The organism is Vogesella perlucida (assembly GCF_979366545.1).
On the sequence record NZ_CEETRO010000008.1, the window covers coordinates 25,575 to 39,173 of the forward strand.

At 61.9% G+C, this 13,599-nt stretch carries 15 protein-coding genes; 8 read left to right on the top strand and 7 right to left on the bottom strand.

What is annotated here, in order from left to right:
• Positions 1–30 precede the first annotated feature (30 nt).
• A complete protein-coding gene (locus ACZ9XP_RS12330) occupies positions 31–648 on the bottom strand; it encodes a TetR/AcrR family transcriptional regulator (protein WP_465188523.1) in 618 nt (205 codons plus the stop codon).
• A gap of 64 nt (positions 649–712) precedes the next feature.
• Here ACZ9XP_RS12330 and ACZ9XP_RS12335 point away from each other — a divergent pair, with 64 nt between their 5' ends.
• From ACZ9XP_RS12335 to ACZ9XP_RS12345, 3 genes are all read left to right on the top strand, one after another.
• A complete protein-coding gene (locus ACZ9XP_RS12335; protein ID WP_147686968.1) occupies positions 713–1,165 on the top strand; it encodes an acyl-CoA thioesterase in 453 nt (150 codons plus the stop codon).
• A gap of 10 nt (positions 1,166–1,175) precedes the next feature.
• Positions 1,176–1,529: a DUF1304 domain-containing protein gene (locus tag ACZ9XP_RS12340; protein ID WP_465188524.1), complete on the top strand. Its 354-nt coding sequence runs from the start codon at positions 1,176–1,178 to the stop codon at positions 1,527–1,529.
• A gap of 185 nt (positions 1,530–1,714) precedes the next feature.
• Positions 1,715–2,059 (top strand): hypothetical protein, encoded by a 345-nt coding sequence (locus ACZ9XP_RS12345; protein ID WP_465188525.1) that lies wholly within the window; start codon positions 1,715–1,717, stop codon positions 2,057–2,059.
• On the opposite strand, the gene ACZ9XP_RS12350 is transcribed toward ACZ9XP_RS12345, so the two are convergent.
• A complete protein-coding gene (locus tag ACZ9XP_RS12350) occupies positions 2,056–3,237 on the bottom strand; it encodes a vWA domain-containing protein (RefSeq protein WP_465188526.1) in 1,182 nt (393 codons plus the stop codon). The genes ACZ9XP_RS12345 and ACZ9XP_RS12350 overlap by 4 nt on opposite strands.
• Before the next feature lie 90 nt (positions 3,238–3,327).
• Between ACZ9XP_RS12350 and ACZ9XP_RS12355 the strand changes: the two genes are divergently transcribed.
• From ACZ9XP_RS12355 to ACZ9XP_RS12365, 3 genes are read left to right on the top strand one after another with little or no spacing between them, the layout of a single operon-like run.
• The gene (locus ACZ9XP_RS12355; RefSeq protein ID WP_465188527.1) at positions 3,328–4,758 is read left to right on the top strand and encodes a coniferyl aldehyde dehydrogenase; all 1,431 of its coding nucleotides are present in this window, start codon (positions 3,328–3,330) and stop codon (positions 4,756–4,758) included.
• Positions 4,755–5,255 carry a hypothetical protein gene (locus ACZ9XP_RS12360; RefSeq protein ID WP_465188528.1) on the top strand — a complete coding sequence of 167 codons (501 nt, stop codon included), beginning with the start codon at positions 4,755–4,757 and terminating at the stop codon, positions 5,253–5,255. Before ACZ9XP_RS12355 ends, ACZ9XP_RS12360 begins: the two co-directional genes overlap by 4 nt.
• Positions 5,248–6,843: a GMC family oxidoreductase N-terminal domain-containing protein gene (locus ACZ9XP_RS12365; RefSeq protein ID WP_465188529.1), complete on the top strand. Its 1,596-nt coding sequence runs from the start codon at positions 5,248–5,250 to the stop codon at positions 6,841–6,843. Before ACZ9XP_RS12360 ends, ACZ9XP_RS12365 begins: the two co-directional genes overlap by 8 nt.
• Before the next feature lie 72 nt (positions 6,844–6,915).
• Here ACZ9XP_RS12365 and ACZ9XP_RS12370 read toward each other — a convergent pair whose 3' ends face one another.
• Positions 6,916–7,746 carry a substrate-binding periplasmic protein gene (locus ACZ9XP_RS12370; RefSeq protein WP_465188530.1) on the bottom strand — a complete coding sequence of 277 codons (831 nt, stop codon included), beginning with the start codon at positions 7,744–7,746 and terminating at the stop codon, positions 6,916–6,918.
• A 419-nt stretch (positions 7,747–8,165) separates the two neighbouring features.
• Positions 8,166–9,251 carry a GGDEF domain-containing protein gene (locus ACZ9XP_RS12375; RefSeq protein ID WP_465188531.1) on the bottom strand — a complete coding sequence of 362 codons (1,086 nt, stop codon included), beginning with the start codon at positions 9,249–9,251 and terminating at the stop codon, positions 8,166–8,168.
• Between the two features lie 141 nt (positions 9,252–9,392).
• Here ACZ9XP_RS12375 and ACZ9XP_RS12380 point away from each other — a divergent pair, with 141 nt between their 5' ends.
• The gene (locus tag ACZ9XP_RS12380; protein WP_465188532.1) at positions 9,393–10,133 is read left to right on the top strand and encodes a substrate-binding periplasmic protein; all 741 of its coding nucleotides are present in this window, start codon (positions 9,393–9,395) and stop codon (positions 10,131–10,133) included.
• 70 nt (positions 10,134–10,203) lie between these two features.
• Positions 10,204–11,115 carry a hypothetical protein gene (locus tag ACZ9XP_RS12385; protein ID WP_465188533.1) on the top strand — a complete coding sequence of 304 codons (912 nt, stop codon included), beginning with the start codon at positions 10,204–10,206 and terminating at the stop codon, positions 11,113–11,115.
• 355 nt (positions 11,116–11,470) lie between these two features.
• On the opposite strand, the gene ACZ9XP_RS12390 is transcribed toward ACZ9XP_RS12385, so the two are convergent.
• The 3 genes from ACZ9XP_RS12390 to ACZ9XP_RS12400 form a co-directional block, all read right to left on the bottom strand.
• Positions 11,471–12,070: a hypothetical protein gene (locus tag ACZ9XP_RS12390; protein WP_465188534.1), complete on the bottom strand. Its 600-nt coding sequence runs from the start codon at positions 12,068–12,070 to the stop codon at positions 11,471–11,473.
• Between the two features lie 130 nt (positions 12,071–12,200).
• On the bottom strand, positions 12,201–12,452 hold the full coding sequence (locus ACZ9XP_RS12395) for a hypothetical protein (RefSeq protein ID WP_465188535.1): 252 nt from the start codon (positions 12,450–12,452) through the stop codon (positions 12,201–12,203).
• Positions 12,453–12,972: 520 nt separating this feature from the next.
• Complete coding sequence (locus ACZ9XP_RS12400) at positions 12,973–13,437, bottom strand: DUF2846 domain-containing protein (protein WP_465188536.1); 465 nt, start codon at positions 13,435–13,437, stop codon at positions 12,973–12,975.
• Between the last annotated feature and the right edge of the window lie 162 nt (positions 13,438–13,599).

Consider the following 13,599-nt stretch of genomic DNA (forward strand, 5'->3'; position numbering starts at 1 on the left):
GTGTATGACGTGCCGGCCATTTTCTTGCCGCTATGTTGCCGGTGCTGCTGGTGTGGCGGGGGCCTGCGCCGTACCGCATAGCTGTTCAAAACCCTGCAATGCCAGCTGGGCGCTGTGGTGGTTGTCCAGCAGCTGGTGGTCGTGGTGGGCGCTTTGTATCAGGCCGAACAGCATGAAAGCCAGCAGGGGCACATCACTGCCTGCCGGCAGCTCGCCGGCGTCTTGTGCGTCTTGCAACAGGCGCTGCAGGGTCTCGCGCTGCCAGCGCTGGCCCGCCACCAGCGCGTCGCGTATGGCGCCGGGCTGGTCGTCAAACTCGTAGGCGGCAGCCAGAAGCGGGCAGCCGCCGGGCATGCTGCCGCCGTACAGGCGCATGACCCAGGCGTGAAACAGCGCGCGCAGGCGTGGCATGCCGCGCGGCTGGGTAAAGGCCGGCTTGACCACCTCTTCCACAAACTGCGCTTGTGCCGCCTGCACCACGGCCAGCTGCAGCGCTTCCTTGCTGCCAAAGTGGGCAAACAGCCCGCTTTTGGACAGCCCGCTCTGCCCGGCCAGGCTGCCGATGGTCAGGCGGCTGATGCCGATCTGGCTGGCGCTGCGCACCGCCTGTTGCAGAATGGCTTCGCGGGTAAGGGCTTTTTTACTCATGGGTGTTTGCCTGCGTGCTGTTTACGTGCAAAATAGCACGATCGTTCTTTTTTGAGTGAGTGACATGCACCCGTTTACCAAAGTAGTAGAAGTGCGCTGGTCTGATATCGACGCCAACCAACACATGCGCCACAACGCCTACGCCGACCTGTGCACCCACACCCGCATGGAGTGGTTGGCCGCAGCCGGCTTTGGCATGGATGCCTTCATGGCGCACGGCTTTGGCCCGGTACTGTTTCGCGAGAGTACCGAATACCGCCGCGAGGTGCACTTGGGAGAGCGTATCACGGTTGACGTGCAGGTGGCCGCCGCCAGCCCGGATAACAGCCGCTGGAAAATCCGCCAGCAGCTCATCAAGCCCGATGGCAAGCTGGCCGCCATTTACGAGGTGGCCGGGGCGTGGATGGACCTGCGCGAGCGCAAGCTGATACCGCCGCCGCCTGCGCTGGCCGCCATTCTGGCAGATTTGCCGCGCTGCGCCGACTTCGAAGTCCTGCCGCAACCCGAACACAAATAAGGAGCTTGCCATGCAGCTTGCCGCATTTGTCGTTACCGCCCTGGTGGCGGCGATCCACGTGTATATCCTGGTGCTGGAGATGTTTCTGTGGACCAAACCGGCAGGCCACCGCGCCTTTGGGCTAACGCCGGAGTTTGCCCAGGCCAGCCGCGTACTGGCGGCCAACCAGGGGCTGTATAACGGCTTTCTGGCGGCAGGGCTGGTGTGGAGCCTGCTGCCGGGGGCGCCGGCCGGCGTAGGGGTGTTCTTCCTGGCTTGCGTACTGGTAGCCGGGGTGTATGGTGCGGCCACGGCTAGCCGCAAGATACTGTTTGTACAGGCATTGCCGGCGGCGCTAGCTCTGCTGTTACAGGCGCTGGCCTGACGCGCAGGCTTCTGGCATGCGCCGGGCGCCACCCAGCGCATCGCCCTCCGCCGGGTATTGGAAAACGTTTCGCGACAGTGCCTTGGCAAGAATCGTGCTAACCGGCGCTAAACCCTGTCGTTGGCGGGGTTGCCAGCGGCGGTGCCAGCGGTAATGCTGTGCGGCCAACCTTGTAGGAGCCTGCCATGTCTGCCGTGCTGCAAAACCTGTTAAAGCTGTGCGATACCCCGCGCGATAACGCGCTGCTGCGTTTTGGCATAGCCAATGAATACGCCAAGGCGCAAGACTGGCCGGCCGCCGCGCAGCAGGCACGCGAGGCGCTGGCGCGACAAGGGGATTTTTCGGCGGCGTGGAAGCTGCTGGGCAAGGCGCTGGCGGCAGGCGGGAAGGCTACCGCCGCACTGGCGGCCTACCGTGACGGTATCGCCGTAGCGCAGGCGCGCGGTGACCTGCAGGCGGTAAAAGAGATGACGGTGTTTGCGCGCCGTATCGAGAAACAGTTGGCCGCAGACGGGCAGGGTGACAGCTAGCTGCTGCGCTTGAGCTGGCGCATGGCCTGCTCCAGCCCCTCCAGCGTCAGCGGGTACATGCGGTTCTGCATCAGCTCGCCCACCATGCCGATGGACTGGGTGTATTCCCATGCTGCCTGCGGCATGGGGTTTAGCCACACGGCGTGCTTGAACTGTTCCAGCAGGCGTCGCAGCCAAACCTCGCCCGGCTCCGGGTTCATGTGCTCTACGCTGCCGCCTTTCAGGATGATCTCGTAGGGGCTCATGCTGGCGTCGCCCACAAAGATCAGCTTGTAGTCCTGGCCGTAGGTGTGGATCAGGTCCCAGGTGGCGGTTTTGGCAGTATGGCGGCGTGCGTTGTCCTGCCACACGCTCTCGTATACACAGTTGTGGAAGTAGTAGTAATCCAGGTGCTTGAATTCGCTGCGCACGGCGGAAAACAGCTCCTCGCACACGCGGATGTGGTCGTCCATGGAGCCGCCCACGTCAAACAGCACCAGCACCTTCACTGCATTGTGCAGCTCGGGCACCATCTGCAGGTCCAGCAGACCGGCATTGCGCGCGGTGGCGGCTATCGTGCCGGGCAGGTCCAGCACCTCGGGGGCGCCGTCGCGGGCGAACTCGCGCAGGCGGCGCAGGGCGACCTTGATATTGCGCGTGCCCAGCGCCACGCTGTCGTCAAGATTGCGGAACTCGCGCTGATCCCACACTTTTACCGCGCGGCGGTGGCGTGATTCCTGCTGCCCGATCCGGATGCCTTCCGGGTTGTAGCCATAGGCGCCAAACGGGCTGGTGCCGCCGGTGCCTATCCATTTGTTGCCGCCTTGGTGACGCTCTTTCTGTTCTTCCAGCCGCTGGCGCAGCGTGTCCATCAGCTTGTCCCAGCCCAGGGCTTGCAGCTGCTGTTTTTCTTCTTCGCTCAGGTATTTTTCTATTTGCTTGCGCAGCCAGTCTTCCGGAATGGCGGTGTGCAGGTCGTCCAGGCTGGTTTCAATGCCGTGCGCGTACTGGGCAAACACGCGGTCGAAGCGGTCGTAGTACTTCTCGTCTTTCACCAGCACGGTGCGCGCCAGGTGGTAAAACGCGTCCACGCTGGCAAACGCCAGCTTTTGCTGCAGCGCTTCCAGCAGGGTGAGATGTTCTTTCAGGCTAACCGGCAGGCCGGCAGCGCGCAGGGCGTAGAAAAAGTCGAGCAACATGGCGATAAAGATATATGTGACAGGCGATGGAAATCGTAATAGAGTCTGGGCTCTAAACGGTCGTTTGCCCAAGTTCGAGGAGCATAGCATATGGATACCGCCAGCCCTATCGGTAATAGCCTGCACAGCCAGCTGGCCCACCTGCAGCAGCTGGCTGCGCTGCAGCCACCCGATTACGCCACCCGCCAACGCTGGCTGGCTGGCCTGGCCAGTATGGTAACGGCTCACCAGCAAGACTGGATAGATGCGCTGCAGGCAGATTTTGGCTGCCGCAGCGCGGTGGAAACCCGGCTGGCCGAGCTGTTTCCCTCGCTGGAGGCCATACGCCTGGCGCAGCGCAAGCTGGGCGGCTGGATGCGGGCGCAGCGGCGCGGGGTGTCGTTCTGGTTCTGGCCGGCCACCGCCCGTGTGCTGCCGCAGCCACTGGGCGTGGCGGGCATCATTGTGCCGTGGAACTACCCGGTGTTCCTGGCGCTGGGGCCGCTGACCTCGGCGCTGGCGGCGGGCAACCGCGCCATGGTGAAGATGTCCGAGCTGTCGCCGCATAGCGGGGCCCTGTTGCAAAAGCTGTGTCGCCAGTACCTGGGCGACGACGTGGTACAAGTGGTCAATGGCGATGTGGCCGTGGCGCAGGCTTTTGCCGCGCTGCCGTTTGACCACCTGCTGTTTACCGGCTCCACGCGGGTTGGCCGCAGCGTGATGCAGGCGGCTGCGGCCAACCTTACCCCGGTCACGCTGGAATTGGGCGGCAAGTCACCCGTGCTGATTGCCCCCGGCTTCGACATGCGCCGCGTAGCGGGTAGCCTGATCGCCGGCAAAATGCTCAACGCCGGCCAGACCTGTGTGGCGCCCGACTACGTACTGGTGCACCAGGATGACCGCGACACGCTATTGGCCGCGCTACGCAGTCAGGCCGCGCTGGCCTATCCGGACCCGGCGGCCAACCCCGACTACACCGCTATCATCAACCAGACGCATTACGACCGCCTGCTGCGCTGGCGCGACGAGGCAGCCCAGATGGGCGCACGGGTAGAGGTGCTGGCCGCAGGCAGTAGCGACGCGGCGCTGGCGGCGGCGCGCAAGCTGCCGCTGACCCTTATCGACAACGCCCCGGCCCACAGCACGGTAATGCGCGAGGAAATCTTCGGCCCGCTGCTGCCCATTGTGACTTACGACAAGCTGGGCAATGCGCTGGCCTATATCAATGGCCGCGACAGGCCATTGGCACTTTACCTGTACGACGACAACCGCCGCCGTATCCGCACAGTACTGCAGGGTACGGTGGCCGGTGGCGTGTCGGTAAACGATACCCTGATGCACGTGGTGCAAGACCAACTGCCGTTTGGCGGGGTAGGGCCGTCCGGCATGGGGCACTACCATGGCTACGAAGGCTTTACTACCTTCAGCAAGATGAAGCCGGTGTTTTACCAGTCCCGCTTTGCCGGGGCCGTACTGACCCAGCCACCGCATGGCAAGCTGGTGCAATGGCTGCTGAACCTGATGCTGGGGCGCATGAAATGACATTCAACCGACGTCAGTTCATTCGCACCGGCCTGCTGGGTGCCGTAGCGCTGGGCGTGGCCGCCAGGTTGGCCGCACCGCATCCGGCCCCCGGTTTTGCGGCCGATGCCGCAGACCGCCAGCTGATCGCCGCGCTGGGGCGCGGCATGCTGGGTAGCCTGCCGGCCACGGCACCCATATCGGTAGTAGACAATACGCTCGCGGCCATTGCCGGCTTGCCATTGGCCAGCCAGGCCGAGCTGCGCCAGCTGTTCGACCTGCTGCAGCAGCCGCTGGCACGCATGGCACTGGGCCTGCGCCCCGCCTGGCAAGACGCCAGTGCCGAGCAAGTACGTGCCACGCTGGATGGCTGGCGCTATAGCCGGCTCACGCTGCTGCGCAGTGCCTATCAAGGCCTGCATGGCTTGTTGTACGCAGGCTGGTATGGCGACACCGCCAGCTGGGCCGGCATGTCGTACCAGCTGCCTGCCAGCATGAAAGGACTGTTGAATGAGTAAGCTACCCGACCTGTGGCAAGACGGTCTGGCCGCTGGCTGGAAAGTGACCGACGCCAGCCAGAGCGGGCCAGACCTGCAGCTGGAGTGCGACGTTGTCATCGTGGGCAGTGGCGCCGGTGGCGGCATGGTAGCCGAGCAGCTCAGCAGCGCCGGCTTGCACGTGGTGCTGGTGGAAGAGGGCGGTTTATATAGCTCGCGTCACTTTAAGCTGCGCGAATCCGAGGCCTACCCCCAGCTGTATCAGGAGTCGGCCAACCGCCTTACCGCCGATAAAGGCATCACCATTTTGCAGGGCCGCACCGTGGGGGGCAGTACCACGGTGAACTGGACCAGCTGCTTTCGTACGCCGGCCGATACCCTGGCCTGGTGGCGCAGCCGTCATGGTCTGGACGCCATGCAGGATGCCGCACTGCAGCCCTGGTTCGAGCAGGCCGAAGCCCGGCTCAATGTCGGCCCCTGGCAAACCGACCCCAATGCCAATAACGCCCTGCTGGCGCAAGGCTGCAGCAAGCTGGGCATACCGTTTTCGCCCATTCGCCGCAATGTGAAAGGCTGCTGGAACCTGGGCTACTGTGGCACTGGCTGTGCCACCAATGCCAAGCAGAGCATGCTGGTTACCACCATACCGGCGGCACTGGCCAGCGGCGCACAGCTGCTAACCCGCGTGCGCGTGCAGCAGTTGTTGCTATCACCAGGCCGTAGCCACGCCGAGGGTATTGTCGGGCAGGCGCTGGGCCCGGATGGTATCCAGCCTAGCGGCCGCCGTGTCGTGGTACGGGCGCGCCAAGTGGTGCTGTCTGCCGGTGCCATCGGCACCCCGGCGGTACTGCTGCGCAGCCATGCGCCCGACCCGTACCGCCTGCTGGGTAAACGCACCTTCCTGCACCCGGTGGTCATGTCTGGCGGGCTATTCCGTCAGCCGGTAGAGGGCTTTAACGGTGCGCCGCAAAGCATCTTTAGCGACCACTTCCTGCATGCTCAGCCCCTAGATGGCCCGCTGGGCTACAAGCTGGAGGTGCCGCCGGTGCACCCGCTGATCATGGCAGCCACGCTGCCTGGCAATGGCCAGGCGCACCAGCGGCTGATGCAGAACCTGCCGCACTGGCAAGTGACCCTGGCCTTGATGCGCGACGGGTTTCAACCGCAAAGCGTGGGTGGCAGCGTAGGCTTGCGTAGCGACGGCACGCCGGTGCTGAGCTACCCGCTAGGCGCGGTGGAGTGGGAGGCAGCGCGGCGGGCTTTGCTGAGCATGGCCGAGATCCAGTTCGCTGCCGGTGCCCGTGCCGTGTTGCCGGTGCACGAAGACGCTGGCCTGGCCACCAGCTGGCGCCAGGCGCAAGACATGATCCGCCAGCTGCCCATGCAGATTCTGCGTACCCGCGTGGTGAGTGCGCACGTGATGGGCGGCGCCATGATGTCTGCCGACGAGCGCCACGGGGTGGTGGACCAGACAGGCCGCCACTGGCAGTTGGACAATGTCACGGTAATCGATGGCTCGGTGTTTCCCACCAGTATCGGTGCCAACCCGCAGCTATCGGTGTATGCGCTGGCCTTGCGCGCTGCCGACGCGCTGCGCCGGCGCTTATAGCCCGCCGTATTGACCTAACAGAAAGCCCCGCAGGGAGACTTGCGGGGCTTTGTGTTGCCGGGCAGCCATCGGCTAGCGGATTTCCAGCTGGTCCTGCTGCAGTATTTGCCAGCGCTCGCTGTTGCTGCTTACCAGCTGTTCCATCACATTGTTGTCTACCAGTTTCTTCAGCGCTTTGTTCAGTTTGTCGTATAGCTGCGGGGTGAAGCAGGGCGACTGGTGCGTGAGCGTCAGGTACAAGGGTTCGCGGCTTACCGGCGTGCTGGCTACGCGGATATTGCGTATGCCCAGCTTGTTGGCGTAGGCCTGGCCGGGTGCTTCTTCGTAGATCAGGTAGTCGGCCCGGCCCATGCTGAGCATGCGCATGGCGTTTTCTACGCTGCCTACCGTTTGCATGGTCAGGCGTTGCTCGGCAAAGCGGTCGAACTCTTCACCAAAGCTGTTATTCACCACGGTAATGCCGTTGCGGCCAACCAGGTCGGCCCATTTGCCGTACGCCGGCGCTTTGTTTTCACGCGTCCATACCGCGCTGCGTGTCTGGTAAAACGGCGTCTGGATATAGCTCATGTACAGGCGGCGTGGCAGGGTATAAAACGCCCCGGCGATCAGGTCGACACGCCCGGCTTTGGCCGCCTCTTGCACGCGTGCCCATGGCCCGGCGTTGCGCATCACGATGGGTATGCCGATTTCCCGCGATAACAGCTGCATCAGCTCTGCATTGGCGCCTTGCAGGGTTTTTTCGTCGTCAGGGGCGACCCACAGAAAAGGCGGGTACTCCGGGTTGCCCGACGCAATCAGCTGGGTGCAAGCCCGGTGTGTTTGTGCTGTAGCCGTGCTGGCCAGCAAGCTGCCAAGCAGTAGCAGGGTCAGCCGGGTGGGCATAATGGAGGGCAGGCGGATCATGCAGTGTGTCTGGTGGATGCAGGGCAGCCGCCAGTCTATGCAGCGTGCTGTGGCTAGACAAGGGTCTACGGTGCAATTACTTGATCTAAGTCTTGTGTTTTATATAAAAACGAAAGTTTAATTTATACATTCGTTTGACAAAAAGCGTTCCGGCGCTGCTTTTTCAGGCCATAGGCCTGCGCTGGCGACCTTGAAATGGCTGGTGGCCAGCGCCGTGGCAACCCGCCCCGCGTCTGCACAGTCGACTACCTGTCCAGCCAGGCGGCGAGGGCGCAGCATTGTGCTGGCAGGGCGCTTTAACACCTGCGCCAAAGAAGATCCGATCGACCGGCTGGCGCAAGCCGGTTTTACCAACCTGCTGGCCAGATAGATAGCCGCATGATGAACCAAAAACCGGGCGGGTAAGAGGCAGGGGGTGACTAACCAGCCACCCGGTTGCGGCCCGCTGCCTTGGCCTGGTACAGCAGGCGGTCTGCCTCGCGCACCAGCTCGTCCAGGCTGCCTGCTGTCAGGCTGGCCACGCCAATGCTGGCGGTGATGCGCACCAGCTGGCCGTGCTCGATCACTTGCTGTGCGGCTAGGCTGGCGCGTAGTGCTTCCGCCGTCAGCAGCGCATCGCCGTGTCGCGTATCCGGTAGCAGCACGGCAAACTCCTCGCCCCCCAGGCGGCCTGCCAGTGCGCCCGCAGGGCAATGCGCTTGCAGCGTGCGGCCAACCTGCTCGATCACCCGGTCACCCGCCACATGGCCCCACTGGTCGTTAATGGTTTTGAAGTGGTCAATATCCAGCATCAGCAGCGCCAGTGGCTGCACTTGTTGCTGGGCACGCTTCAATGCCACCTCGGCTGCCTCGTACCAGGTACGGCGGTTCTGCAGCTGGCTGAGCGGGTCGGTGGTGGCGTACAGCCAGTTTTGCCGCGCTATCTGGTAGGACTGCAAGGCCGTGCGCCGCTGTACGCTCAGAATGATCAGCATGAAAGCCATGGCGGGCATGCTGAACAGCAATAACTGCAGCCAGTGGCTCAGCTGGTAGCCCGCTAGCCAGAGTGTGGCGCCAGCAAGCAGCACGCTGGCGAGGTGGGGCCACATGAAAGCCAGGGGCGACACCAAGGGGGCAATCAGCAATACCCCCATCATGAAATACATCACGATCATCGGCAGGTAGGACAAGCGGCCCAATACCACAATATTGCCGGCCATCATCACCACCATCGCCATATTGCCCAGCCACAATACCCAGTGGATGCGGCGTGACTCGTAGCCAGGGTGCTGCATGGTGCGCGCCATCCACACGATAAGCCCGCAGCCTAGCGCGCTGGCCAGTGCCATGCCCGCAAAGCGCGTACCCAAGCCCAGACGCCACAGGTCGGCCAGTAAAAACAGGCCGATGACCCCCATGCCGGCATGGGACAGCTGGGCCGCGCCCGGCAGCAGGCGCTGGCTGTAATAGCCCTCGTAGCTGGCGAAGTCTGGCTGCAGCAAGGGTGGGTTAGTGCTGGAATCCACGATAGCGCCTAGTGATTCGTTAAGTCGTCATTATCACGCAAAACGTGTGCGGTAGTGTTGGTCCGCTTGGCCTGCCATAGCGCGTGACAATGTGCCCGCGTGCACTACATTTCTATAGATACAGTTTTTGCCGGAATCAGCATGAAATCTGCCCTCATCGCCCTTTGCCTGGCCTGCTTTGCCACATTGCCAGCCCGGGCGGCTGATCTGGCTGCCTACACCGAGCAGCTGCCGCCGCTCAACTACCAGGACGGCGCCCAGATCTCTGGTTTTGCCACCGACCTGTTGCGCATGGTCGCGCACGATGCCGACCTGAGCCTCAGCATTGAGCTGCAGCCCTGGGCGCGCGCTTATCGCACCGTGCTCGAAGCCCCGGATAGTGTCATTTTCAGTATTACCCGCACCCCGGAGCGTGAGCCGCTGTTTTACTGGGTAGGCCCCATCAGCCCGCGCCAGATCAAGCTGTATCGCCTGAACGCCCGCCGCGACATCAGTCTCCAGACCGAAGCAGACCTGCTGCGTTACACCCACGGTGCCATGTTCGAATCTGCCGCTGCCAAAAAGCTGGCCGGCCTGGGGCTGCAGCCAGGCCGAGGGCTAGACCTGGGCGCTACCGACGAAATTACCCTGAAAAAACTCCTGCTAGGCCGTACCGACACCGTAGCCATGCTGGACTGGGCCATGGCCTGGCAGCTGAAACAACAAAACCTCAACCCCCGCCTGGTCCGCCCCATCTGGTTGCTGGACGGTGGTAGCCAATACTGGTTTGCCCTCAACCGCAACACCCCGCTGCAGAAGGTAAAACGCCTGCAAGCCGCGCTGAACCAGATCAGCGCCGATGGCCGGATGCACACGTTGCGGCAGAAATACCTGGCAGAGTAGCGGGGGGCATTTTTATAGAGGTAAAGCACAGGGTATACAACAGCATCTCCACAAACGGGAGATCAATGTCATGAAACCTGCCTTATTGCCGATGATCATCACCCTTGGCCTGACCGCCTGCAGTAGCCTGAACCCCAGCATAGACTACCTGCGTAACCCGGCAGTGGACGCCAAATACAGCTGGACTTACACCGACGACACCCCGGCTGGCAGACAGCCGGACCGCCTTTCTGCCGAAACCAATTTGACCCACGCCGGCTATCGTTTTGCCTGGGCCGTAGGCAAGGCACTGCAGTACCGTGACGTCGTGCCGTTAAACCTTGCGCAAAGCCTGCAGTACTGGGAAGCATTGGAAAAAAAGCAGACTGCGAATGTCAATAGTGCAGCAGCAGCCCAAAAGCCACAGCATCAAGTCTTGCTGGATGACAGTAAGCGCAACCTGGCCATTCTGAAGGGGCTGGAGAAGCAAACAAAACCGGAAACCCTCACCATGCTGCAAGGGGGTGGCCTGCTGGCGGTGCCCCGCTACCAGGCATTGCAGGAAATGTGGCAATCCGGAATCAACTTTGCCGACCTCAGCTGCGCCCGGTTCTTTGACGCCGCCAGCCGCCAGCAAACCTCGCGTGATTTTTGGGGCAAAGAAGTCCAGCTGCTGGCCGGGCTCACCTCGGCAGTGCAAGGCGTTACCGGGGTCAGTGCCAAGGTCATCAGCGCCACCGCGTCGTCGTTCTCGTTTGGCCAAAGCGCCATGAGCGCCTACGAAACCACCCTGGCCCTGGCCCCCGATATCTACCTGCTGCAAAAAGCCGTGCAAGTCAAAAAGCGCAAGCTCAGAAGCGATCTGGACAAGCCCGAGCTGTTTGCCGGCAGCTACTACGACGTAGAGCAAGCACTGCTCACCTACGCCGAGCCCTGCAACTTTAGCGGCCTGAAAAGCATCATCAACGAAGCACTGCAGGAAAAAAACCAGAAGGACCAGTAAGCGCGAGGCCACGGGCGGGCAGGTTTGGCTGCAGCCCGGGCAGCACCATACACCACACAAGGTTGGCCGCACGCCATCACGGCATGCGGCCAACCTTGTTATTGGGGGGGATGATCAAGTGCGGCGCATTTGGCCTGAACGTGGCGAAGCCAAACGGTTACCGTGGCGCGGCGAACAACATTCAGAGCGTGCGGCAACAGGGGCGTGGCAAACGTTGGGCTTCATTTCATTCAGCCCAAGCCGCGCCCAGGTCTTGAGCGGCAATCCCGGATACCGCGGTGCCTTATTCGTGCTAAGGCACCAGTTGTCCGGGTCTTTGCTAGCCATGCCGGACACGGCCACGTGCCTAGCTGTGCTACGCGCGGTGTTTCATTTGTTGCTCGCCGTTTACCCATACCGTCATTTGGCCATGGCGCATTTCCAGCCGCACATCGCTACGCAAGGTGGCCATGCGGGCCTGATGGTAGTCCCAGATCGCCCGGCGTTCGGCATCCGAGCCGGCCGCCTGTAATGCCTCGCTCACCTCCGATGCCGCGGCTAGCTCCGGCAACATCGACGCCACCGCCGCCGCATTGTGCAAGGCACGTGACAGCGCCGGGTCATCGTTGAGCATCGCTTCGATAGCGGCAATATCTTGCCGCTCACCGGCAACTTTCAGCACCGGCGGCTGGCCGCTTTGCTGCACGGTAAAGTCCGGGGACAGCGGTATGCCGGCCTTTTGCATTTTCTCGCGCAGCAGGGTGCCGGCCTGTTCCGCCATCAGCGCGGCATTGGCCGGCGTCGGCAGCAGCAGGGTATCTCCGCCGGCCAAGCGCAAGGCGCTGCGCGGCGTGGCCCCCGGTATGTCCACTATCTGGTCCGTCATGCTGAAACCGGCACCGGCGGCGGCTTGTTGCCGGGGCTGGCTGCTGCTAGCCGGGCTGCTGTACATACTGGCAAACGGGTTGATCTGCATGGCCTTCTCCTGGCGTGGTGAATGGCCATAAAAAGCAAATGTCATGCCGGGCGGTGTGATGCCTGCATCCCGCTATCACCCGCTGGGGCCAAGGTGTCAGCTACCTCCGGCACGGCAGTCATACCGGCTGTTACGGCGCACTGATCTCGGCAAACGACTCGCCCGCCTGCATGCGCGCCAGGCGCTGGTACAGCGTGTGGCGCCCGGTGCTGGCCAGCCAACTGGCCGCCTCGTAGCGGGCGCGGGCGTAGTTGCGTACCACCGTTTGCTCGTCATCTGCAAAGAAAGCGCCAAAGCTGTTCAGCTGCCTTACCTCGCTAGCGTTGGCCGCATCGTCTGCCGGCAGCGTGTAGCGCGGGCGGGGTCGAGTAACAGGCTGCAATCCAGTTTGGCCTTGGCGACATCGATACCGAGATAAAGCATGGCAAGACTCCTGAGAAGAAGAGCCAAATCGCCCACTTGCCTTGTGCATACAGGGTTGACCCCTTGGCTACCGTTCAGTGTTGTGCTTGGCGATGAGGTGAATCCGGGGGCTTGATCTACGAAGCAAGGTCTGGCCTTAAGGTTGGGCTCAAGCTGCCCCAGATTAGTGTGGTGATAGCTAATCACCGCAGTAGGCAAGATACAAGGTTGGGCTGAGCTTGCGAAGCCCAACGTTTACCGCGCAAGCAGCCAGTAGCCCGGATAAGCCAACGGCGCATCCGGGGATTGGGGTAAACATGGCCGACCTATATGTGCGCTGACAGGCAACCCCGGATGCGGCTGTGCCTTATCCATGCTGAAATTAAAATTGGCTCATAGCATCTGGAACAGGGGCAGGGCAAAGCGGCGATAATTATTCCAGTTTGCAATGGCAACACCAGATACTGCTATGTCGTGTCCAGATGTGGGTTGTTATGTTTTTAGCGTGGCGTGCTGCAATTGCCAGCTTTGGCAAGAGAGAGCGTAGCAATATCCGCTTGGCCTTGCGGTGCGGTAACTTGCTCGAGATCTGCACCAGCGACAAAAGCGCCCATTTTGATGAATTGCCGTACAAAATAGTTTTGTCCAGCTTCAAAATCTAGCTCAATCGCGTTAGGAGAGAATTCTGACTCTGTTTCGATCTTGTGGCGCTGGTTGCCGAGAACCTCGGTGTAAAAGAATGTGTCGGGGGCACTTTCGCCAAGACATTTGCCGTCTACCCATATGTCTTTTTTAACCGCTTTCCCGACAAAGCTATTGCGGTATACGTAAAGGCCTGCATTGCCATTTTGTGGTGCCTTGAAAGCCTTGGCATTTTGCGATTCAACCGGAGAAGCTAACTCCACAGAAGCACAACCAGTGAATATTAAGGAGGCGGATAGAGCGACAAGCAGTGAGTGTTTCATGGCGTGATCTCTTGGTTTGGGTTACGGGTGCGGATAAGCAGGCTGGTGAACAACTCGTAGCCCGGATAAGCCAACGGCGCATCCGGGGATGGGGGTAAAACATGGCCGACTTGCATGAGTGCTGGCTTGCCACCGATGCGGCTGTGCCTTATCCGGGCTACG

Excerpts from the sequence above, each read along its gene's own strand:
- ACZ9XP_RS12340 (WP_465188524.1), top strand. The coding sequence starts at position 1,176 with ATGCAGCTTGCCGCATTTGTCGTTACCGCCCTGGTGGCGGCGATCCAC.
- ACZ9XP_RS12365 (WP_465188529.1), top strand. The coding sequence starts at position 5,248 with ATGAGTAAGCTACCCGACCTGTGGCAAGACGGTCTGGCCGCTGGCTGG.
- ACZ9XP_RS12345 (WP_465188525.1), top strand. The coding sequence starts at position 1,715 with ATGTCTGCCGTGCTGCAAAACCTGTTAAAGCTGTGCGATACCCCGCGC.
- ACZ9XP_RS12330 (WP_465188523.1), bottom strand. The coding sequence starts at position 648 with ATGAGTAAAAAAGCCCTTACCCGCGAAGCCATTCTGCAACAGGCGGTG.
- ACZ9XP_RS12355 (WP_465188527.1), top strand. The coding sequence starts at position 3,328 with ATGGATACCGCCAGCCCTATCGGTAATAGCCTGCACAGCCAGCTGGCC.
- ACZ9XP_RS12390 (WP_465188534.1), bottom strand. The coding sequence starts at position 12,070 with ATGCAGATCAACCCGTTTGCCAGTATGTACAGCAGCCCGGCTAGCAGC.
- ACZ9XP_RS12370 (WP_465188530.1), bottom strand. The coding sequence starts at position 7,746 with ATGATCCGCCTGCCCTCCATTATGCCCACCCGGCTGACCCTGCTACTG.
- ACZ9XP_RS12400 (WP_465188536.1), bottom strand. The coding sequence starts at position 13,437 with ATGAAACACTCACTGCTTGTCGCTCTATCCGCCTCCTTAATATTCACT.
- ACZ9XP_RS12335 (WP_147686968.1), top strand. The coding sequence starts at position 713 with ATGCACCCGTTTACCAAAGTAGTAGAAGTGCGCTGGTCTGATATCGAC.
- ACZ9XP_RS12380 (WP_465188532.1), top strand. The coding sequence starts at position 9,393 with ATGAAATCTGCCCTCATCGCCCTTTGCCTGGCCTGCTTTGCCACATTG.
- ACZ9XP_RS12350 (WP_465188526.1), bottom strand. The coding sequence starts at position 3,237 with ATGTTGCTCGACTTTTTCTACGCCCTGCGCGCTGCCGGCCTGCCGGTT.
- ACZ9XP_RS12360 (WP_465188528.1), top strand. The coding sequence starts at position 4,755 with ATGACATTCAACCGACGTCAGTTCATTCGCACCGGCCTGCTGGGTGCC.
- ACZ9XP_RS12385 (WP_465188533.1), top strand. The coding sequence starts at position 10,204 with ATGAAACCTGCCTTATTGCCGATGATCATCACCCTTGGCCTGACCGCC.